This window comes from Bacillus sp. SSR7 (genome assembly GCF_055902415.1).
On the sequence record NZ_JBVVXV010000003.1, the window covers coordinates 1 to 21,825 of the forward strand.

The 21,825-nt window shown below is 33.6% G+C and carries 23 protein-coding genes; 8 read left to right on the forward strand and 15 right to left on the reverse strand.

Translation table 11 applies throughout. The features are described 5' to 3' along the window. Window positions 1-916, reverse strand: a 916-nt coding sequence (locus AC0NJG_RS07195) for a lyase family protein (RefSeq protein WP_474062947.1), incomplete at its 3' end; no start/stop codon positions are given. A gap of 24 nt (window positions 917-940) precedes the next feature. After that, window positions 941-2,212 (reverse strand): cation:dicarboxylate symporter family transporter, encoded by a 1,272-nt coding sequence (locus tag AC0NJG_RS07200; protein ID WP_000713288.1) that lies wholly within the window; start codon window positions 2,210-2,212, stop codon window positions 941-943. Window positions 2,213-2,590: 378 nt separating this feature from the next. On the opposite strand from AC0NJG_RS07200, the gene pyrH reads away from it, so the two are divergent. Further along, window positions 2,591-3,334 (forward strand): UMP kinase, encoded by a 744-nt coding sequence (pyrH, locus tag AC0NJG_RS07205; protein WP_001248049.1) that lies wholly within the window; start codon window positions 2,591-2,593, stop codon window positions 3,332-3,334. Window positions 3,335-3,385: 51 nt separating this feature from the next. Here the strand turns inward: pyrH and cls are convergent, their stop codons facing one another. Beyond that, on the reverse strand, window positions 3,386-4,597 hold the full coding sequence (gene cls / locus AC0NJG_RS07210) for a cardiolipin synthase (protein WP_087953077.1): 1,212 nt from the start codon (window positions 4,595-4,597) through the stop codon (window positions 3,386-3,388). Between the two features lie 117 nt (window positions 4,598-4,714). On the opposite strand from cls, the gene AC0NJG_RS07215 reads away from it, so the two are divergent. Next, window positions 4,715-5,653, forward strand: coding sequence for an esterase/lipase family protein (locus AC0NJG_RS07215; RefSeq protein ID WP_088327516.1), 939 nt, complete (start codon window positions 4,715-4,717; stop codon window positions 5,651-5,653). 41 nt (window positions 5,654-5,694) lie between these two features. Here AC0NJG_RS07215 and AC0NJG_RS07220 read toward each other — a convergent pair whose 3' ends face one another. From AC0NJG_RS07220 to AC0NJG_RS07240, 5 genes are all read right to left on the reverse strand, one after another. After that, entirely contained in the window at window positions 5,695-6,840 is a 1,146-nt protein-coding gene (locus AC0NJG_RS07220) for an ABC transporter permease (RefSeq protein WP_087994336.1), read from the reverse strand. 1 nt (window position 6,841) lies between these two features. Next, a complete protein-coding gene (locus AC0NJG_RS07225) occupies window positions 6,842-7,951 on the reverse strand; it encodes an ABC transporter permease (protein WP_087953007.1) in 1,110 nt (369 codons plus the stop codon). Between the two features lie 36 nt (window positions 7,952-7,987). Continuing rightward, complete coding sequence (locus AC0NJG_RS07230) at window positions 7,988-8,926, reverse strand: ABC transporter ATP-binding protein (RefSeq protein ID WP_087953008.1); 939 nt, start codon at window positions 8,924-8,926, stop codon at window positions 7,988-7,990. A 123-nt stretch (window positions 8,927-9,049) separates the two neighbouring features. Continuing rightward, on the reverse strand, window positions 9,050-10,150 hold the full coding sequence (locus AC0NJG_RS07235; RefSeq protein ID WP_087953009.1) for a sensor histidine kinase: 1,101 nt from the start codon (window positions 10,148-10,150) through the stop codon (window positions 9,050-9,052). Between the two features lie 4 nt (window positions 10,151-10,154). Next, the gene (locus AC0NJG_RS07240; protein WP_071722977.1) at window positions 10,155-10,793 is read right to left on the reverse strand and encodes a response regulator transcription factor; all 639 of its coding nucleotides are present in this window, start codon (window positions 10,791-10,793) and stop codon (window positions 10,155-10,157) included. A gap of 285 nt (window positions 10,794-11,078) precedes the next feature. On the opposite strand from AC0NJG_RS07240, the gene AC0NJG_RS07245 reads away from it, so the two are divergent. From AC0NJG_RS07245 to exsE, 4 genes are read left to right on the forward strand one after another with little or no spacing between them, the layout of a single operon-like run. Continuing rightward, window positions 11,079-11,561 carry an RNA polymerase sigma factor gene (locus AC0NJG_RS07245; protein WP_001195471.1) on the forward strand — a complete coding sequence of 161 codons (483 nt, stop codon included), beginning with the start codon at window positions 11,079-11,081 and terminating at the stop codon, window positions 11,559-11,561. After that, entirely contained in the window at window positions 11,558-12,001 is a 444-nt protein-coding gene (locus AC0NJG_RS07250; RefSeq protein WP_474062948.1) for a hypothetical protein, read from the forward strand. Before AC0NJG_RS07245 ends, AC0NJG_RS07250 begins: the two co-directional genes overlap by 4 nt. Continuing rightward, complete coding sequence (locus AC0NJG_RS07255; protein WP_087953010.1) at window positions 11,994-13,064, forward strand: hypothetical protein; 1,071 nt, start codon at window positions 11,994-11,996, stop codon at window positions 13,062-13,064. Before AC0NJG_RS07250 ends, AC0NJG_RS07255 begins: the two co-directional genes overlap by 8 nt. Continuing rightward, on the forward strand, window positions 13,061-14,017 hold the full coding sequence (gene exsE / locus AC0NJG_RS07260) for an exosporium protein ExsE (protein WP_071722986.1): 957 nt from the start codon (window positions 13,061-13,063) through the stop codon (window positions 14,015-14,017). The genes AC0NJG_RS07255 and exsE overlap by 4 nt, the downstream gene beginning before the upstream one ends. 32 nt (window positions 14,018-14,049) lie before the next feature. Here the strand turns inward: exsE and AC0NJG_RS07265 are convergent, their stop codons facing one another. Beyond that, the gene (locus AC0NJG_RS07265; protein ID WP_474062949.1) at window positions 14,050-15,297 is read right to left on the reverse strand and encodes a DUF445 domain-containing protein; all 1,248 of its coding nucleotides are present in this window, start codon (window positions 15,295-15,297) and stop codon (window positions 14,050-14,052) included. Between the two features lie 154 nt (window positions 15,298-15,451). Then, window positions 15,452-16,783 carry a D-serine ammonia-lyase gene (locus tag AC0NJG_RS07270; RefSeq protein ID WP_087953012.1) on the reverse strand — a complete coding sequence of 444 codons (1,332 nt, stop codon included), beginning with the start codon at window positions 16,781-16,783 and terminating at the stop codon, window positions 15,452-15,454. Window positions 16,784-16,933: 150 nt separating this feature from the next. On the opposite strand from AC0NJG_RS07270, the gene AC0NJG_RS07275 reads away from it, so the two are divergent. Then, window positions 16,934-17,479, forward strand: coding sequence for a helix-turn-helix domain-containing protein (locus AC0NJG_RS07275; protein WP_308900559.1), 546 nt, complete (start codon window positions 16,934-16,936; stop codon window positions 17,477-17,479). A 50-nt stretch (window positions 17,480-17,529) separates the two neighbouring features. Here AC0NJG_RS07275 and AC0NJG_RS07280 read toward each other — a convergent pair whose 3' ends face one another. The 5 genes from AC0NJG_RS07280 to AC0NJG_RS07300 all read right to left on the reverse strand — a co-directional run bounded on the left by AC0NJG_RS07280 (window position 17,530) and on the right by AC0NJG_RS07300 (window position 20,562). Further along, entirely contained in the window at window positions 17,530-18,210 is a 681-nt protein-coding gene (locus AC0NJG_RS07280) for a prolipoprotein diacylglyceryl transferase family protein (protein ID WP_087994341.1), read from the reverse strand. 18 nt (window positions 18,211-18,228) lie between these two features. Next, window positions 18,229-18,783: a TlpA family protein disulfide reductase gene (locus AC0NJG_RS07285; RefSeq protein ID WP_087994342.1), complete on the reverse strand. Its 555-nt coding sequence runs from the start codon at window positions 18,781-18,783 to the stop codon at window positions 18,229-18,231. Between the two features lie 56 nt (window positions 18,784-18,839). Next, window positions 18,840-19,652, reverse strand: coding sequence for a M56 family metallopeptidase (locus AC0NJG_RS07290; protein WP_087994343.1), 813 nt, complete (start codon window positions 19,650-19,652; stop codon window positions 18,840-18,842). 4 nt (window positions 19,653-19,656) lie between these two features. After that, on the reverse strand, window positions 19,657-20,070 hold the full coding sequence (locus tag AC0NJG_RS07295; RefSeq protein WP_016717115.1) for a BlaI/MecI/CopY family transcriptional regulator: 414 nt from the start codon (window positions 20,068-20,070) through the stop codon (window positions 19,657-19,659). 93 nt (window positions 20,071-20,163) lie between these two features. Continuing rightward, window positions 20,164-20,562 (reverse strand): DUF3942 family protein, encoded by a 399-nt coding sequence (locus AC0NJG_RS07300; RefSeq protein ID WP_014893865.1) that lies wholly within the window; start codon window positions 20,560-20,562, stop codon window positions 20,164-20,166. Window positions 20,563-21,057: 495 nt separating this feature from the next. On the opposite strand from AC0NJG_RS07300, the gene AC0NJG_RS07305 reads away from it, so the two are divergent. Next, window positions 21,058-21,756, forward strand: a complete 699-nt coding sequence (locus tag AC0NJG_RS07305; RefSeq protein WP_087953017.1) for a peptidase E — start codon at window positions 21,058-21,060, stop codon at window positions 21,754-21,756. Window positions 21,757-21,825 lie beyond the last annotated feature (69 nt).

The following is a 21,825-nucleotide window of genomic DNA, read 5'->3' on the forward strand; positions in this document are numbered from 1 at the left end:
ATGCCATTAAGCGAAGGTCATTCGCAATTTTAGACATATTCATCATACATACTTTAAGTGCTGCAGATACTTCAGTGTAAGCATCCGTATTTTGCGTTGCATCTACTAAGTCTTCTGCACCAACTAGTGGTAGTTCACTAATTGCAGCTAAATGTTTTACAACTGCTTCAATATATTCTGGATCTGCATTTAAGCCTGTACCAACTGCAGTTGCTCCCATATTTACTTCATATAAATGTTGACGTGATTGCTGAATTCGTTTCATATCACGTTCAAGTACACGAGAGTACGCTTTAAATTCTTGTCCAAGACGAATTGGCACAGCGTCTTGTAAATGTGTACGACCCATTTTAATCACATGATCGAACTGTTCTGCTTTTAATTCAAATACATCGTGCATATAACCCATCGTTTGTAATAAACCTTCTAATGCGTTTAATGTAGCGATATGAATCGCCGTTGGGAATGCATCGTTTGTTGATTGCGCCATGTTCACATGACTATTTGGACTAATATAATGATAGTCTCCCTTTTCCATTCCTAATAATTCAAGAGCACGATTGGCAATGACTTCATTTGCATTCATGTTCATTGAAGTACCTGCTCCGCCTTGGATTGGATCGACAATAAAATGATCATGCCATTTCCCGTCAAGAATTTCTTGAGCAGCTTCTGCGATTGCGCCGCCCTTGTTCAATTCCAATCTTCCTACATCTGTATTAGCAAGCGCTGCAGCTTTTTTTACAATTGCGAACGCTCTAATTAAACCTTCATGGATTTTGTATCCTGTAATTGGGAAGTTTTCAACTGCACGCATTGTTTGTACGCCGTAGTATGCATAGTTTGGTACTTCTTTTTCACCTAAAAAATCTTTTTCAATTCGAACACCATTTTTAACTTCAGTTAATGTTGCCATGATTATTCACTCCTTAACGATTTCTTATGCTGCTTTTGTTTCTTTGACTGTTTCTACATATTGTTTTGCTTTCTCATTATCGAATTCGCCTTCCCACTTCGACATAACAATGGCCGCTAATGCATTTCCTAATACATTGACAGATGAGCGAATCATATCTAAAATGCGGTCAATTCCCGCAATTAACGCGATACCTTCTAGTGGTAACCCCATTGAACCTAACGTTGCTAATACAACAACGAACGATGCACCTGGAACTCCCGCCATACCTTTGGATGTTAACATGAGAACGAATAATAACGTTATTTGCTCTGTCAGTGACATGTGCACACCGTACATTTGTGCAACAAATAATGCCGCTAACGCTTGATAAATAGCCGATCCAGTCAAGTTAAATGTATAACCTGTCGGAATTACGAAAGAGGCAACTGCCTTTGGACAACCGAACTCTTCCATTTTTCTCATTATATTAGGTAAAACAGCTTCTGAACTTGCTGTCGTAAATGAAAGAATAAGTTCTTCTTTTAAAATTTTCATTAATGTAAAAATGTTTACGCCAACCATTCTTGCATTAATACCTAATACAATCACAACGAATAGTATAACAGTTACGTATACAGCTAGCACTAGTTTTCCTAAAGGAAGTAGTGTTGCTACACCAAATTTTGCAACCGTAACCGCAATTAATGCGAATACACCAAATGGTGCAAATTTCATAACTTGATTTGTAACCCAAAACATCGCTTCGAGTACACCTTCAAAGAAGTTAAAAACAGGCTTTCCTTTTTCCCCAATTGCCGCAACTCCTAAACCGAATAATACTGAGAAGAAAATAATCGGTAATAAGTCACCTTGTGCAATCGATTCAAATACGTTTTTCGGTACAATGTGAACAATTGTATCAGCAAAACCTTTCTTCTCAGTTGCATCTGCTGTTTGTTTATAAGAAGAAATATCACTTTGCTGTAAGTTATTCATATCAACGCCAGTACCTGGTTGGAATATATTCGCTGCGAGTAATCCCATTAAAATAGCAATCGTTGTAATAATTTCGAAATAAAGAATTGTCTTACCGCCCAGTTTCCCAAGCTTTTTCATATCTCCTACACCAGCTACTGCAACAATTAATGCAGAAATAACAATTGGTACTACAATCATCTTAATTAAGTGAATAAATATATCCCCAATTGGTGTGATATAAGAAATCGCCGTTTTATTGCCATAAAAGACTGCCCCTACTACAATCCCTAAAACAAGCGCGACAAAAATTTGTGTTGCCAATCCGAATTTTTTCATTTATGTTCATCCCCTTTATGCGAACGCTTTCATTTAGTATTTATAAAAAGCTTACTCACACATCATATAGGGGAACCTACAAAATCATACAAAAACCTACAAGTTTGTCACAAAAAATTCGAAAATTTTTCTTTCCTTTTTCATTGACACCTTTTTATTAAAAAGATATAAAATATACTTGATAAGTAGTCAGATTCTTTCGTATAATCAAAAAGATATATACTTACTACAAATCAAAATGAAAAGGAGTGGATGATATGAAAAACTATACAAAGCAATTCGTCTTATCTTCTTCTTTTCTTTTTCATTTTCTTAAAAAGGAACAAAGGCATTCGCCTTTGTTCCTTTTTTATTGCGATCTATATAGGGGGAATTGTTATGAGGCCATATAAACGTGTCTTAATTAAATTAAGCGGCGGTGCACTTGCCGATCAAACCGGAAATAGCTTTAACTCCAAACGATTAGAACATATCGCAAACGAAATTTTATCCATCGTTGATTTAGGTATCGAAGTATCCATCGTCATCGGTGGGGGTAACATTTTTAGGGGGCATCTAGCGGAAGAATGGGGAATCGATCGTGTAGAAGCTGACAATATCGGTACGTTAGGTACAATCATTAACAGCTTAATGCTACGCGGCGTTTTAACAAGTAAAACAAATAAAGAAGTGCGCGTTATGACTTCCATCCCGTTTAATGCTGTAGCTGAACCATACATTCGCCTACGTGCAGTCCACCATTTAGATAACGGGTATATCGTTATTTTTGGGGGTGGTAACGGGCAACCGTTCGTTACGACAGATTACCCAAGTGTTCAAAGAGCCATTGAAATGAATAGTGATGCTATATTAGTCGCAAAACAAGGAGTAGATGGCGTCTTTACTAGTGATCCAAAACATAATAAAGCAGCAAAAATGTACAAAAAACTAAACTATAACGATATTGTTAGGCAAAACATACAAGTAATGGATCAAGCCGCTTTATTGCTTGCCCGTGATTATAATTTACCAGCACACGTCTTTAACTTTGATGAGCCTGGAGTAATGAAAAGAATTTGCTTAGGTGAACATGTGGGGACGTTGATTAATGATGATGCTTCATTGCTTGTGCATGAAAAATAATTACTAATCATAAAAAAGGGGGTCTATAAAAGGCCCCTTTTTCATTAAAATTTACAAATAAAAATCAATCAATCCCGCAATTTTCTCTTTACAGCGCTCCCAGAATGATAACTTTTCAAAAAATTCTTTCGTCATCTCTTTTGAATCATGAAAATCCTCCGTTAATGCCTCATTAACTTGCCCTACAATTGAACCACCATGAATATACAAATTCATTTCATCATTTATATTGAAACTTCGCGAAGTAAAATTTGTCGTACCAATAACAGTTAGTTCATTATCAATAAGCATTAATTTGCCATGGAACATTCCTTTTTTATAACCATATACTTTAATTCCATTATTAACAGCTTGACGAATATAAGGATATGCTGCCTCTTTAATAAGAGGGATATCTGGTTTATATGACCAAAGTATTTTTACTGTAACACCACGTTTTTGTGCCGCGATTAAAGCGTTCATTAACTCTTTATTTTTCGCTATAAAATACGGGGTCGTAATGACAACCGAATGCCTCGCTTCGTTTATTAACTTCACATATTTTTCAGCAACGTAATGTCCATTGTAACTCACCATCGTATGTAACGTGTTCCCTTTACTAGCTTTATTCGTACTTCTCTTTATATGTTCTTTCGTATCTCGTTTCCAATCTAAAACGAATTGTTCTTCTAAATCTTTTGCTCCTTCACCTTTAAGTCGCACATGATAGTCACGCCAATATCCAAATCTCTTATCTTTACCTAAGTACTCATCTCCTATATTAAAACCACCTGTATAGCCAATCTCCCCATCAATCGTCGTAATACGGCGATGATTACGATGGTGCAGTGAATAAAAACCAAATGGCAATTCAGGTTTTCTACTATATGTAAAATGTACACCACTTTCCCGCAATTCATTTATCTTCTTTCTTTCAAATGATAAATCATTAATGCGATCAACGGATAAATAAACATTTACTCCTTCTTTTGCCCTTTCTTTTAATAAGTTTAAAAAAGTATGGCTACTTTTATCATCTGACAAAATAAAAAAGTACGTGTAGATAGATTGCTTCGCTTCTCTTATATCAGTAAATAACTGTTTATAAAACGACTTCCCTTCTACATATAATTGAAAATCACTATAGTGGGGAGCATACTCTGTCGGCATATTTTTACCAGCTTCCATTTTCCTTCCTAAGGTAACGTCAATATGCATCCAAATTAAAATAAAAACGAAAATAGCAATAATAATAGAAGTAACTCTTAATATTTTTTTAATCATTTTGGTTTCCTTCCAATCATATTCCTTACTATTTCGTAGTGTTTCATTTAAATATGTTTTCATACGAAATGTATTTCTTATTTTTATTGATACTAAACAGTTAAAGGAGATACGAATATGAGAAAAGGAAAAACTCCTATTGTTTTTATCCCAGGTCTTTTCGGTTCAATGAGCAATATTATTATTCCCGGCACTGGTAATTGGAGTTTTGGACTATCTGCATTTGTTTACGAACCATTCATCATGATGCTAGAAAGTATGGGATACGAACGAAATAAAGACTTGTTCATCTGTTTTTATGACTGGCGGCAACGTATTGTTTTTTCTACACAAAAATATTTATTACAAACGATTGCTTATGCTAAAAAGGTTACAGGTTGCGATAAACTAAATCTAATTTGTCATAGTATGGGCGGTCTTCTTGGACGTTCTTACGTTCAAAGTGCAACATATAAAAATGATGTGAATCAACTTATAATACTCTGCACACCAAACGCTGGATCTCCACCAAATTATAGTTATTGGACTGGAGGTAGTCTCCCTATCCATGCCTCTTCTAAAATAAATATCGTTCATTTTTATATGGAACAATATATTTGTTACTTAAGCATCTTACATAAAATGAATAAAGTTGAGGCGATACACATTTACTTTCCAGGATTACAAGATGTTATTCCTTGTAAAGATTACGGAAATTATTTATTTATAAGATCTGGCTCTTCTATTACATTTCTTCCTTATAGTAAGATGAAAACGAAAAATCCTTTCCTCGATACATTAAATGAAAATAGATTTATTATACAAAAAAGAAATATTGAAACGACACTCATTGCCGGAGATGGAGAGGAAACAATTCAATATTTACAAGTCGTCCCTTCACATCCCAAACTGAAATGGACAGACGGCAAAGTCGTCGGTGATTTAATTACAAAACATGGTGACGGTAACGCTGTTCTACATAGCGTTTTTCTTCTAGAGGGAAATAAATATGTTGTGCATGCTTCACATAACGAAGTGCTCTACAAAAGCATTTCTATACTACAAAAGATACTCTAAATTTCAAAAAAAGGTATGGCATTAAGCCACACCTTTTCACATTAAACAAAATTTCTCGCATCATTATTTCTTCCAAATTTATAAATCGCAATTAAGAAGAATGCAATTGCAAAAGCGAATAAAATTAAAATATTTAAATACAACTCAGAGAATGGAATTCCTTGCTGTAGTTTTGCTATCGTGTCTAATAACCAACGCTGCGGAAGGAAATTAGCTACTTTTTGTACTGCATTTGGCATAATGTCGTACGGGAAATAACATCCAGCGAGCAAACATGTTGGTACTATCACTAAATTTTGCATTGCATTTGAAGCAGCTGAACTTTTTGAAAAAGACACAATGACTAATGATAAACCAATTGCGATTAAAGCGAATATCATAAGCACACCAATCATTACTATGAAAGGCATATTAATATTTGTATGAAAAACATTCGTCAGAAATAATACTGCAATGACAATTTGCAATGTTAATATCATCATATTTACTGCGATATTGGATAATATAAATTTCTTTCCATCAATTGGTGTTGATAATAATCTAAAGTACGTTCTATTCTCTTTTTCTTTTAAAATAAATCCTGATAAGTTCACTGCTGAAAACAGCATAAACATAATAAGATAACCCATCGTTTGATTTGTCATATCTTTATTTTTCGAAGTATCTTCTAGCGTCTCAGTTTTCATTTTAAATGAACTTTTTTGATACCCTGCGTACATATTATCAAATGTACTTTGATCTGTTCCTGCTACTTTACTAATAGCTGCTATATTATCAATATAATTATATAAATATGATTTTATAAATCCTGTTACTTGATCACCTTTAATCGATGAAATTTCAATATGATCTGGTTTCCCTTCTCGAACACTTTTGGAAAAACCAGAAGCTAATGTAATAACTCCATCAAGTTTTTTGGAAGTGAGTTTATCTTCCACTTCAGACTCCTTAACCTTACTCACATTCACATGATTTAATCCTTCTAAAAACTTTATCGTATCGTTTGCTATCGGCTCATTTTCTTTATTTACAATCCCGATATTTAACGTTCCTTGCCCTGCATTTCCGTATATCGAAAAAGAGATGAGCGTTCCGATTATTGGCAAACTAATAATAATGAATAACCCTTTTTTATTTTTCAAAAGTACAGATAACGTTTTTTGTATGAGCCATAAAATATCTTTCATACTATAGCCCCTCCCGTCTACGTAATGCAATAATTGCAATTAATAAAAAGAGTGCTGATATTCCAAGGTTTAAAGAAATGACTGGTAGTGCTGCCCCTACATCATTCGCATAAATAATTTTCATAACAGCTGTATTTGCCCACGTTAATGGTGATAAATTCGTAACGAAATTTTCTTCTACTACGAAATATGCACCACCAAAAATAGAAGCTAATTGCACTACTACCATAATAATTGCTCTTGATGCTTCAGCTGTTTTTGTAATATATCCGATTCCTAAACCGAAGCTAATTGCTAGAAAGACTTGTGTTAATAAAATAAGAAATATGATTCCAAGATGATTGCCCCAATTCGCTTGAAAAACAAATTTACTAAATAACATGACGAGTAATATGCACAGGGCATTTGCTACTAGGCTACCTAGTACTTTCCCAATGAATATTTCAGCTTTACTTATAGGTGCAGCAATGAGACGATCTCCTGTTTTACGTATTCGTTCTCTTCGAATTAAAGAACTCGCTCCCATTGCAGCATATAATGCAATCATCGTTGTCATTACAACCGCATAGTAATCCATAGAACCTGGTTTTTTTGCAGCTTGTAAGGATGTTTCTTTTATATAATCATTATGATTTCCGTTTGAAATAACTGTGCTCAACTTAGTAGGATCTACTTTTGCAACTTCGACCGCTACATTGTACTTATCAACAAATGTTGTAAGCATTCCTTCCACAATACTTCCCTCAATACTACTTTTGTCACTTCCGTAAAATTTCGCACCATCTTTCTTTAGTTCTACATAAGCAGCATATTTATTTTGTTTTACTTCTTCTTTTCCATCTATACCTTCGGAAGCTTTTTGAAAATGAATACCTGATTTATCGACTTCTTTTGTAAATGCTGCAAACGATTGAGAAAATGTGCTACTCGCTTCATCTTTATATAGCACTTGTATATCTTTAATCGAATGACTATCACTATTAAATGCGTTTGTTAATGCTGTTCCTAATACAAGCATAAGCACAATTGGAAATGCTAACATAAAAACTAAAGTTCTTACGTCTCTGAAATCTCTTTTCATATGCATAATTGCAATATTGAAGATGTTCAATTGATGAACCTCCCTTTACTGTTCTTCTTTTACCTTTTATTTATCTCGTAAGTTTCTTCCAGTCAACGTAAGGAATACCGTTTCTAAATTCGGAGCCTGCTCCTCTAACGAACGAATTTCAATATCATGATTAATGAAGTGCTGAATAATTTTATTTAAATTGTTTAATCCTGCATCCGAGTTTACTTTAATTACGTTCTCTTCAATTTGAACAGCTTTCACACCGTTTATCTCTTTTAACTTCTCTACATCTAAATTTTCTACTGACTTCACTTCAATCCAAATATCTTTCGTATCTGTAATAATCGCTTTTAATTGTTCTTTCGTACCTTCTGCAATCACTTTACCGTGATCTACTATAGCTATTTTCGTACAAATCTCTTCTACCTCTTCCATGTAGTGACTCGTATAAATAATCGTACTTCCCATTTCGTTTAATTTCCGAACAGACTGCAGGATATAATTTCTTGACTGGGGATCAATTCCAACTGTCGGCTCATCCATAATAATTAACTTCGGTCTATGAGCAATTGCACAAGCGATATTCAGTCTTCGCTTCATCCCACCAGAAAAGTTCTTTGGATAGCTTTTCTGTTTATCGCTAAGTCCTACAAATTGAAGAGCTTCCTCGACCCTAGCTTTTAATTCAGCTCCTCGTAATCCGTACAATCCAGCAAAAAATTTCACATTTTCATAAGCTGTTAACTCTTCATAAATCGCAATATCTTGCGGAACGATACCGATATTCATCTTCGCAAATCGATTATGTTTCTTTATATTTTTTCCTAGTATGCTAATTTCACCTTCATTACTTCTTAACAAACCAGCAATCATGTTGATTGTCGTACTCTTACCAGCACCATTCGATCCTAAAAAGCCAAATATTTCTCCTTCTTTAATAGATAAAGACATATTATCAACTGCGATGAAATCACCAAATTTTTTCGTTAAATTTTTAATTTCTAAAGTATTCATCGTTTCACCCCTATTTCGGTTTCTCTGCTTTTAGTATAAACAAAAAGAATGAACCTGCTCAGTGCAGAAGTTCATTCTTTTCACATGAGATTATTCACTTTTTTCATATGAGATGATTCATCCTCATATCGGCAGCAACATTGTTACTGAAAAACCACTTGTCCCATCTACAATAATTTTACCATTTACAGATGCCGTTCGTTCCTCCATCCCCATAATCCCGAGACCTTTTTTAACAAGTACTTCACCTTTGCCATTATCCTTCACTTGTACTTTCACCATCTTGTTAAGTACATGAATATCGATTGAAATAACTGTCGCATCAGCATATTTCATCGCATTTGTTAATGTCTCCGTAACATTTTCACCGATAATCTTCCACTGAATCGGTGAAATCATATCTAAATTCCCTTTATATACGAAAGGAATATTTATATCATGCTTACTGGCAAATTCCTCTATGAATAATTTCATACGATGAATGCCAATTTGCTCTGTTGGTGGTTTCATATTTTTTAATGTCACCCGAATACTTTCAATTCCGTCTTTTGAAATATGAATTGCATTTTGTAATAACTCGGCTGATTTTTCTTTATCTATCTCCATTAACCTCTTTGCTGCTTCCATTTGAATAAGTGCACCTGTCATCGAGTGGCCAATTTTATCATGAATTTCTTGAGAAAGTCGATTTCTCTCTTCTAACTTAAATGTGTATTCTGATTGCCTTATGTACTCTTTATTTTCATGTAAGCTTTTCGTCAATCGCTGCATATCTTTTCGCATCTTATCATTTTGTGATTCAAGCTTTAATACGCGCGATATATACCGTTCTGCCATAATTAATACGAGGAAAGAAAATGCAACAATTAATCCGTATGTCATTCGAATGCTTTCATTTGTAAAAATAATAGGAATCATCATAATGATAAATAGCTGCCATTTCTTCTCTATATAACGGAATATAATTTCATATAAGTTCAATGGTAAAAACAAAATAAAGAACGAATGAATCTTCCATGTAAATAACATAACTAGACCAATTGATACGCAAGTTAATATGTTTTTGTACGTAGCTTTTTTAAATATAGAAATCAGCACGTTTACAGAAAGATATAAAAGCAAAGTAAATATAATCCATGGTAAGTTCTCTACATTTAAATAAATGTAACTAAACACAATATATATAAAGACAATTAATTTACTTACAATTAACCAAAATTCCATATCTTTAATCTACTTTCCCTGTCAAATAATAAATCGCGATTTGTGTACGATGTTCAAGTCCAGTTTTCCCTAAAACTGATGTAATATAATTTGCAATTGTTCCTTCTGATATGAAAAGTTGCTTCGAGATTTCTTTATTCGAAAAGCCTTTTGCAATTAATGCGATAATACTCAGCTCTCTTTCTGTAAAAAGACTTGTATCTATTTTACATTCTTCCTCTTTACTTTCCATTAAATTAGACTTAATTTTATCGAGAACGACATCTTGCATAACTGTTTGCCCGTTATATACTCCTTTTATCGCATCACGAATACGCTCTGGATCATTATTTTTTAATAAATAACCTTTCGCTCCGTTTTTTACTGCATCCAAAATATATTCATCATCATCAAACGTCGTTAAAATAAGCGGCTTCGTTTTCGTCTCTTCACAAATAAATTTCGTCGCCTCTACCCCGTTCATGTTCGGCATACGAACATCTAAAAGAGCGATATCAACGTCGTTCTTTTTGCAATATTCCACTGCTTCTTTTCCGTCATTTACTGTATCTACTACTTCAAACTCTTCATATGTATTTAAAATAATTTTCATGCCTTCTCTAATAAAAGAATTATCATCTGCTATTAATATTTTAATTTTCATGTTTGTTAGTATGGAACTTCCCCTACTAACATTCACATCCTTTCTCCCGGTAACATTTCCTACTTGCTCATTATATACTTCTCTTTACCATTTTTTCACACCTTTTTTTTCATCTAGCTCTCCTGCAAAAAATATATTATTCTTTTTTTACAAAATGTGTAGGGTGACTTATCATTCTTTACGTCTATATAATAGAATGCGTCAAAAAGGAGGGAGAGACCGATTGAGGAAAAACAATTAATTGAAAAAGCACAACAAGGAAGCGAACATGCTTTTCGTATCCTTGTGCAAACATATCGTCATTATATTTTTCAAGTTATCTTTTCTATTTTAAGGCATGAAGAAGATGCAAAAGATGTTACACAAGAAGTATTCGTAAAAATTCACGCCTCTCTCCCAAATTATCAATTTCGTGGATTAAAAACGTGGATGGCGCGTATTGCCACCAATCACGCTATTGATTATAAGAGAAAAAAAGCTAGAGAAAACGAAGAGCTATCCTTATGTAAAGAAACTGAGGAAAATATAAAATCCTCTCATAATATCGAGGCTTTATTATTGACGAAAGAGCAAAAATTACTCATTGCTCAAAAACTGAGAGAACTTCCCGAAAATTACCGTGACGTCGTTCTCGCACATTACTTAGAAGAAAAAAGTTATCAAGAAATTGCTTTACAGGAAAACATCGAAGTGAAAACAGTCGAAATGAAACTGTATCGGGCAAGAAAATGGATTAAAAAACATTGGAAGGAGGAAGAGTTTCTATGATGCATTATTCAAAAGAAGATTGGCGCAATTATACATTAGATGTTATAGAAAGCAATGAACGTGAATCTATGGAAGAACATCTTTATGAATGTAATCATTGTTTAGCACTTTATATGGAAAGTATTGATGAACAACAGGAAAACCTTCCAATGATAAATGATGATTCATTTACGAACGAAGTTATGACGCAAATTAATTTTGAAACGCTACAACCTAATGAAAATATAAAAACAAACTCACTAAAGCGCACCATCGTTCACTACATAATTGCGACTGCGGCTACAATTATTTTTATGGTAAGTGGTTTATTCCAATATATTTTCACAGCGACATCAAATTTCGAGAAATCTTCAAAACATAACAAGTCTTCTATCTCACAACAAATTGTAAACAAATCGGTAGACACATCCAAAAAGGACGGAGGTTCAAAGCATGAATAAAAATCCCTTTTTAGCACTTGTATTAGGGCTAATTCCCGGGCTTGGACATTTATATTTAAAGAAATTTGGACGGTTTATTTTATATAGCGGAGGGGCTGTATTTCTATTTATCTTTGCAGTATTTTGTACAATAGCATTGGGAGCGCGTGATATTGCTTTTCTTTCTCTATTTTTACTAGCCGTGTTATGGGTGGTCAACTTATTAGATTTAGTTATCACGATTATTAACCAATCGAAAAAACAAGCAACCGGAGAATTGACAGAGTCCTCTAAAGAGAGCGAACGATTTTATATCATTCTTCTTTCCATCATCCCTGGACTTGGTCATTTTCAATTAGGGCTTATGCAACGTGGACTTACATTTTTAGTAGCTTGTACAGGAATCGGAAGTATGATTATTTTCGTTGCACTTTTAACATCGCAAGAAAGTTTTCTTATCTTCCTTATTACATTACCTGTTTTATGGATTTACAATTTCTTCGATGTTGTTCAGCAACTCCAGAAAAAAGAACGTGGTGAGCAATTAGTTGACCGCACTATTTTTGAAGATTTTGAAGAGCACCGTGAGCAAGGAAAGAAAAGTAAAACATTCGCTTCTATTTTAGCGATGTTTCCTGGAGCAGGACATATGTATTTAGGCTTGCAGCGCCGCGGTCTTCAGCTTATGGCAGCCTTTTTACTTTCAATATATTTACTCGACTTATTAAGACTTTCAGCGTTTTTATTTTTAGTACCGATTATTTGGTTCTATAGCTTTTTTGACGCTTTACAACAAACTGCAAAGTATGGAAAAGAACGTGTAAATGACGAACCTATCATTGATTATTTTATCAATCATCAAAGATGGATCGGTATTGGGTTAATTGCACTCGGTGGTTATTATTTATTAGATCAAACAGTCCTTCCTATTTTGAATGATTACTTTGCAACTATATTTAACATTCATCTTAGCGAGCTGTATTATCGCTATTTCCAAACATCTATCGTTGCACTCCTCTTAATTGGTGGCGGCTTTAAATTGTTACTTGGAAATAAAGAAAATAAAGGTGGTACGAAAGAATGAGAACATGGCGCGTTGGAACATTTTCAATGGGGCTTTCTATTATTGCATTAGGTTGCTTCTTACTATTTTCAGTTATAAAAGGCACGCAAGCATTAGATTCTTTAACAGCATGGTGGCCTGTTTTACTTATTATACTTGGCGTGGAAATCTTACTTTACCTTCTATTTTCTAAGAAGGAACAATCATTTATTAAATATGATATTTTTAGTATTTTCTTTATCGGTGTTTTAGGAAGTGTTGGCATTGCTTTTTACTGTTTATTATCAACTGGATTACTAGATGAAGTTCGTTATTCTATGCATACCACTCGCCAAACGAGTAATATTCCAGGTGGACAACTTGATATACCTGAATCTATCAAAAAAATTGTAGTGGATGCAGGGCATCATCCTCTAACAATAGAGGGCAATGATACAAATCAAATTCACCTTCTTGGAACATATGAAATGACGACGAAAGCTAATGAAAAACTCAATTTAAAACAAGAAGATTTCCTTTCGGTTCAAACAACTGGGGAAACGATGTACGTAACATTAAAATCATTACCCGTTCAACATACGTTATGGAATTCGGCACCACAAGTGAAACCAACGCTTGTTCTTCCGAAAAATAAAAATGTGGAAATCCGTGCTTCAAATAACGAACTATCTCTTTATCCAGGTCAATTACAAAATAATTGGTTTGTACAAGAAAGCTCAAGAGTGTCTGTCCATCTTGCAAAAGAGAGTGATGTATCTTTAACAGCAGTAACGAATCAAAAAGAAACACAGGGAAGCACACCTTGGGAACAAGTAGAAGATGTAACGAAAAAAGAAAATACTTCTTCAGAAGAGCATCCAGAATTAAACAACCAAGAACATTGGTATAAAAATTCAATTAAAACTGGAAATGGCACGTACAAGTTAAATATTGAGAAAGCTTATAATTTAAATATGAGCGTTATTGAAAAATAAGAAAAACCTTCCGCAATTGCGGAAGGTTTTTCTCATATAATCGCTTTAATTCCTTCTAATACTAATCCAATCATAAATCCGCAGACAGCTCCGTTTACTCGGATCCACTGCAAATCTTTACCAACGTTATTTTCAGTCATTTCAATTAACGTTTTATCATCTAACTTATCAAGGTTTTCTTGTACAAGTTTTCCGATTTTCGAATGGTTATTTTCAACAAGCTTCACAACTTGTTTTTGTAACCATTCTTCTATTTTTTGAACAGTCTGTTCATCCTCTTTTATTTTATTCATTTGTGTTTGTAAAAATGGGATAACATACTTATCCGCAAATTCTTCGTTATTTACAAAGACAACTGCTCTTTGTTGTACTTGCTCCAGCATCTCTTTTATTTTGTCAGTAGCATTCCAATTAGCAATCCATTTTTCTTTCCAATTTTCTAATTCTTGTAGTAACGCTTCATTTTCTTTTACATTTATAATTTCTTGACGAATTTTCGCTAATATAAGTTGTCTCGTGCTATTATCTGCATCTTGTAAGCTGTTAATATTGCTAATGATAAATTTCTGCAAAATACCGCCAATTTTATCTTCATCTACAATATTCATAAATGATTTCAAAGTAAACTGCAAGAATCCATCCACTTTTATATTTTCCATCGCCTTCATACCTAAGCTTCCGAGCTGATAACGCGCTTCATCTTGCGCTGTCCAATCTTTCACTTTTACTAATATGTAATCAAGTGTCTTTTCATCATATTCTTGCACAACTAATTGATCAACAAGCACTTGCAATATGTTACTTGTATTAATTGTATGCAAATACGTTTTTAATTCTTTTTCAATAATAACAGCTAACTTTTCTGTATCTATTGAAACAATTGCTTTCTCAGCAATCGTTACAATCCCCTTTTTCACAGCATCAGACTGCATTTCTCTCTCAGCAATTTGCAGCACCATTTGTGCTAGCTGCATCTCTTTTACTTTATTTGTAATACTTTCTTTCGTCAGCCACTCATTTTCTAACGTATGAATGAGCCCTTTCGTTACTCTCTTTCGGTTTTTAGGTAACAAAGCTGTATGCGGAATTGGAATTCCCATCGGGTGACGGAATAATGCTGTAACTGCGAACCAATCCGCAAGTCCACCAACCAATCCAGCTTCAAATCCCCCTTGTATAATCTCTCCTGCTACCGTTCCTTGAAAAGGGATAGAAGCCGCAAAGCCGATACCCATAACCCCAAGCGAAATACCCGCTATATATTTAGTCTGTAATGACATCGTATACACATCCTCTTATTATGTAAAATAAAGCTTTTTTGTTGTATTTATTCCATATTATTTATCCTTTATATATACTATAAAGAACTATTGTGAAAATAACAAAGATTTTTATGTACATGAAAAAATGAGGCTACAACTAGCCTCATTTTTCTTATATCGTTAATTCCAAACCTTTCCTATAATATTCATCCATTACATCTTTAGGAACCATACTTCCACCCGTTCCCCACACAATATGAGTACCTTTTTTCAACTTCTCTGTTAACTGGTGCTTTTGTAAATACTCATCTTCTTTACATATTTTCACTGGGCCTATCATACCTGCTAGTGCAGAAGGCTCTAAATCAATATTCTCCGTATCAGCTAGTTCTTTTAACAATCTATATAACGCTTCATCACTTACTGTGTAATTTCCACTCAAAAATGGTTCCATCGTTTTACCGACAAATCCAGATGGCCTTCCTACCGCAAGTCCATCTGCATCTGTTACATTATCAATTCCGATATCTTGAACAGCAATTTTGTCATGAAGGCCTGTCATTAAGCCGAGTAACATACAAGGAGAATGTGTTGGCTCTGCAAAGAAACAATGAACATTGTCTTTATACAATAACTTTAAACCGAATGCTACTCCGCCAGGTCCTCCTCCTACTCCACACGGAAGGTAAACAAATAAAGGATGATCTTTATCTACTACAACCTCTAACTCTTCTAATTGCTTTTGTAATCGTGATGCTGCGACTGCATATCCTAAAAACAAATCATGCGAGTTTTCATCATCGACAAAATAACAGCTAGGATCAGCATCCGCTTGCCTTCTTCCTTCTTCTACTGCTTTACTATAATCAGCCTCATATTCAATCACGTTTACACCTTTACTTCTTAACAAATCTTTTTTCCATTGTTTCGCGTCTGCTGACATATGAACCGTTACGTTAAAACCTAACTTCGCACTCATAATCCCAATACTTAATCCTAAGTTTCCTGTCGAACCTACCGCAATAGAATATGTTGCAAAAAACTCTCTACATGTATCACTATCTAAAATGGAATAATCATCTTCTACTGTTAACATACCATGCTGCAAAGCTAATTGTTCAGCATGCTTCAGCACTTCATAAATACCACCTCTAGCTTTAATTGATCCTGATATCGGAAGATGACTATCACATTTTAATAATAATTCTCCTAAAATAGGTTGCTCGTAATGTTTCTCTAAAGCTTGTTTCATTGAAGGGATTTTCACTAAAGGCGATTCAATTATGCCTTCAGTCTCTTTCGTTTCAGGAAAAACTTTCGCAATATATGGTGCAAAACGCTTTAACCTCTCCTCCGCATCTTTTACATCTTCTTCATTAAGTGGTGAATCTTTTATTGCCGTTTCATACTTTTCCATGTTCGGATTCACCCAAAACACTTCTTCTGTTTCAATTAATTTATTTAATAGTGGATATTCCTCTTTTAATTTCTCTATTTCTTTCATTCTTCTTCCTCCTCATCACCTTGTAGCTTACGATTTAATAAATTATAATTAAATTAATTTTAATATAGTTTAACACAAATTATTCATTTTAGTTAATTTTAATTTAATTTATTTAAATATAATTTAATTGTTATTAAGGAGATTTTCAATATGGAAAATATAGATATTGGTAAAAAAATTGAAAAACAAAGAAAAGAAAAAGGTTTAACGAGTAAAGAGCTAGCAAAGATGGCCAATATTACGCCATCTATGTTAAGTCAAATTGAACGCGGATCTGCTAACCCTTCTATCCAAACATTAAAAGTACTCGCTAAAGCGTTAGATGTTCCAACATTTAGCTTTTTACTGGAAGATACAAATACAGACGATTTAATTGTACGTTCTCATAAACGAAAAAAAATGATTATCGATAATTTATCATATGAAATGCTATCACCTGATTTCACAGGAAATTTAGCAACAGCGATTATGACCGTCCCGCCGAATACAGCTTCATCAGAAAATGTACTAGAACATAAAGGTGAAGAATTAGCATTTGTATTAGAAGGAAAAATCACATTACATTTAAATGAAGAAGAATACATATTGGAAACGGGTGATAGCGTAAAAATACCCGCTTATTTAAAACATAGATGGGTAAATCAATTTGAGAAAAATGCGATTGTCTTATTTTCTGTTACTCCGCCAATTTTTTAATAGATGTAATAAAAATAGCCACGTGCGGATTCCTCCGTACATGGCTATTTTTATCTTTTCGGCACGAACAAAATTCCTAAACTCATAACAAAAAAACTGAATATTTGCTGCATCGATAAACCAAATAAAACCGAATTTTGTTCACTAATAAGCGAAATAATAATATGAGCAAACCCCTCAACTATTAGAAAAACACTTATATTCTTTCCATTTCCGAGTCTTTCATTTTTCATCCATAACAAGCCCAGTATACAAAGACCAAGGATGATCTCATATACGAAAATGGGATGATATATAAATTTAGATTCATATATTTTCACACCCCAAGGCAGTGTCGTTTGTACACCTATTTTGTGGTGGAATAGAAAATAAAAAATAATACTCATACAAAACCCAATAGGCAATGCATCAAGTAAAATACGAAGCGAAAATTGCTCCTTTTTACTTTTCCAAACAATGTATACACTCGCAATTATACATCCTACTATAATATGTTTCATACTTCCTATAGCTAATAATGCTTGCAATGGCGATTTAAAAGCCCATACTGGATTTATAATTGCCGGTGCAAATTTCCATACAAATACAATGATTAGAAAAGCATTTGTTACTACATCCATCATTTTTTCATATGGTACACTTTCGTTCTTCATCTTTCGTTTCATCAATATAAATCCAAATAGACTTCCAATTATAAGAGATACAGGTTGTAACCTCACGATCCACTCCATTAATACAAAATCCCCTCTTTAACTCTCAATTAATTTCTTAAATTTCTCTTCTAATTGATCTGGAGGTAATACGCCTCGTACTTGCTCTACAATAATTCCATCTTTATTAACAAAAAACGTCGTTGGTAAAGAAAATACTTTATAATCTAATCCAGCTACTCCGTCCATATCTAGTAAAACAGGAAACTTAAATCCATGACGATCCGCAAAAGCGCTCGCTTCTTGCACTGGATCTCCTATTGTTGCATTTACCGCAAAGATTTCAACATCCTTTTTATATTTATCATACATACGAACTAAGTCAGGTGCCTCCATTTCACATGGACCACACCATGATGCCCAAAAATTAATAAGATACGGTTTTCCTTTTGCATCATGTAACGAATATAGCTTCCCGTCTAATCCTTTTAATGTTATGTCTGGTGCTTTAAATCCTACTTGTGGTAATACTTCTGTTTTTTGTAACTCCGCTTGTTTTTCTTTTCTTTCCTTTTCTTCTTTCTTTGTATTATAAAAGTTCACTCCGGCCCAAATTAGTGCTCCGGCCAGTATTATCGCAATTAGCTTCTTCACTTTTCTTCCTCCTAAATACACTACATCAAGTAGTGTTAATACTTAAAAAAAAGAGGCTATATGCACTCTCCGACAATCAGTACAACCGACATACAAAATAAACCTACTGTTACATATACCGAATTTGTATGTAACGGCATATTGAGCTTAACAACTTTTTCATGTAACACTTGCTCGATTCGTAAATTGATTGCTGTTTTTGCAAATGAAGCTGTCACACATCGATTTTCCATTGTCTTTATTTTAATTAATTTTAATAATGCGCTTCCTAACTCGAATTTAGATTTCATTTTCCGCATTGCATACTTATCTGCAGCTAACTCTTGATACACATGATAGCGCTGCAATAACCCTTTTAATATCGGGATGTATATCATTCCTTCTGCTAATAACGTAAAACAAAATAATTTTAATGGGTCTCGATTGTTTTGATGATATTCTTCATGAAAAATAATCGCATCCATTTCTTCATCTGAAAAAGTTTGAAGCATCCCTTCTGACATGACAACTTTCGGACGAAATAACCCAATTGTAAATGCCGCAACTTCCGCAGTCGGCAATATATATATTTGTTTTCCTTTTCGAACGAAGGGAATAAGTACTTTTTGTAATCTTTTAGTATCAAAAAATTGTCGCCACATTCTTTTGCACACGATAAACACAGTAAGTAGTAGAAATCCAGCGATTATAATACGAATGAATGATAATTCTTTCATATGTTTTTCTAACTGAAACAAGCAAAAATTCGAAAGAAAGAACGCCTTATTTTGAAACAGAAATGGATATGTAACGTAATACACTAACATACTAAAAAAGAGGGAACTAACAATGACTGCTAACAATACGATTTTACGCATTTGCCATTTCATTTCATTAATCCTCTTTTTTTAACTGACTCAATTTATCTTCTAACTTTTTTATTAAAGTCGGATCAACTTGCTCTAATTCATCTAGCATATGATTTACAACTAAATCACCAAATTCCCCCATCAATTCCTGTGTCATTTTCTTCGTTTGATTGGATAAGAATTCATCTTTTGTTTGTACAGCACGATATATTCCACTTCTTTTCATAGTCTGCTTTTCTAAGTGTAATTTCTCTACTAACCTGTTCATAACTGTCATTACAGTATTAAAATTTACAGGTGATTCTTCACTTAATTTCTGCTGTACTTCTTTAATCGTAATACCCTCACTAGACCAAACAATCTCCATAATCTTTGCTTCAAGCGGTCCAAAGAAATGGTTTAACCCTTGTTCATTTAGCTTATAGTTTTGAGTAAACATCGTATAGCTCCTTTCACACTACGAATTGTAGTATAAATGAAATAAAAGGTCAATTATGAATGCTATACACTAAAATTCACTCCCAAATCCCATTCACTGTAAACCTAACTTTTCTCCAAATGTTTCAAACAGATACTGCTCTAATATTTGCACACTAAACTTCTCATTGCGCCCTAGTGCAAATAATTCCCGATCTTTCGCTACTATAGTATCTAACGGAATAACGACATTATCCACTATTTTTGTAATTTCAATGATGTTACTTTTTACATTTACCTCTGTTTTAAATTCAATGTTTTCTAATACGATATGCGAGCGTCTTCCTGATGCAAAAAAAGTAAAGTTAGGATTTTTATAAATACCAATTTCACTCTCTAGTGGATATAAATATTGAAAAATGATATCTCTATGTCCATCTTTTATTATTTTTTCATCCTTCTCATCATCCAAGTATTCTTTCACCTTCGTTGTAAATTCAAATCGAAAATCCACTTTTTTCACGCTCCCTCTTTGTATTTTTATATTAAATAAATATATTGAAATAATTTTACCATATTGTAATACAACTTCCTATTAAAAGTAAAAACTCATTTGTAAAATCTCTATTATTTCCAATTCTTTTTTAAAGGATAAGCACTCATTCAATATGAATTCATGCTTCGTTATATCTATTTAAACATATTGTTTCCATATTTTGAAACAATAGTAAGGAGCATTATATAACAATAAAGTGAACCTTTAATCAGTAGGGGCTTTGTTCATCCTCCACCTAACTTCTTTGCTTCCGCTGAACTTTGAGATGGGGTCTTACTGCCCATTATTGCGGGATAAACTGTTTCTAATTCATTTTCCTATATAGCCACTATCACCTTTATTATTCCAATATATTTAAACCCCATTTTCTACTTATTCATTACGTAAGAGAAGGAATGTAACTCTCTTCTATCGAATTTTTATATAACGAAAATGATTAGGTGGTGCTTTACTATGAAATTAGCTGTCATTGGTGGCGGTGATTTACAAGATTCAAATCACTCGCCTATTAATGAGCGACTTATAGAATTAACAAATAAACAGTATCCGAAAGTATTATTCATTCCTACAGCTAGTCATGATGATGAAAGCTATATAAAATTATTTTTAGACACATTCGAAAAACAATTACACTGTGAAGTACAAATTTTACGTATTATAGCCGATACACCTTCAAAATATGAAATAGACGAAATGATTCAGTCTGCTGATTTAATTTATCTCGGTGGCGGGAACTATATTCAAATGATTACAGAATGGAAAGAACATAAGCTCGATGAAAAATTACTATTGGCTCTGCAGCAAGGAACGCTCATTGCAGGGTGTAGCGCTGGTGCTATGTGTTGGTTCACATCTAGTATCCGCTCAGATTATGAAGGTTCTGGTTATATAGAGAGTAACGGCTGGGGAATTGTGAACAAAAGGTTTTGTCCACATTATAATCAATTAAATAGAATGAACGCCTTCCATTCCTTTTTACAAAATCATCAAGGTAATATAGAAGGCATTGCACTAGAGGATAATTGCGCCTTATATATTACAGAAGAATCTTTTGAAATTATCGGTGAACCAGAAAAAGCGTGGGAGTTTTACATGAGTGATAATAAACTCATTAGACAACATTTTGATATTACTTTAAAAAGCTATTTATAAAGTGAAACTTTAATCAGTGGGGGTTTTGTTCATCCCCACTGATTATTAGTTGAACCAATCGGGCATCCA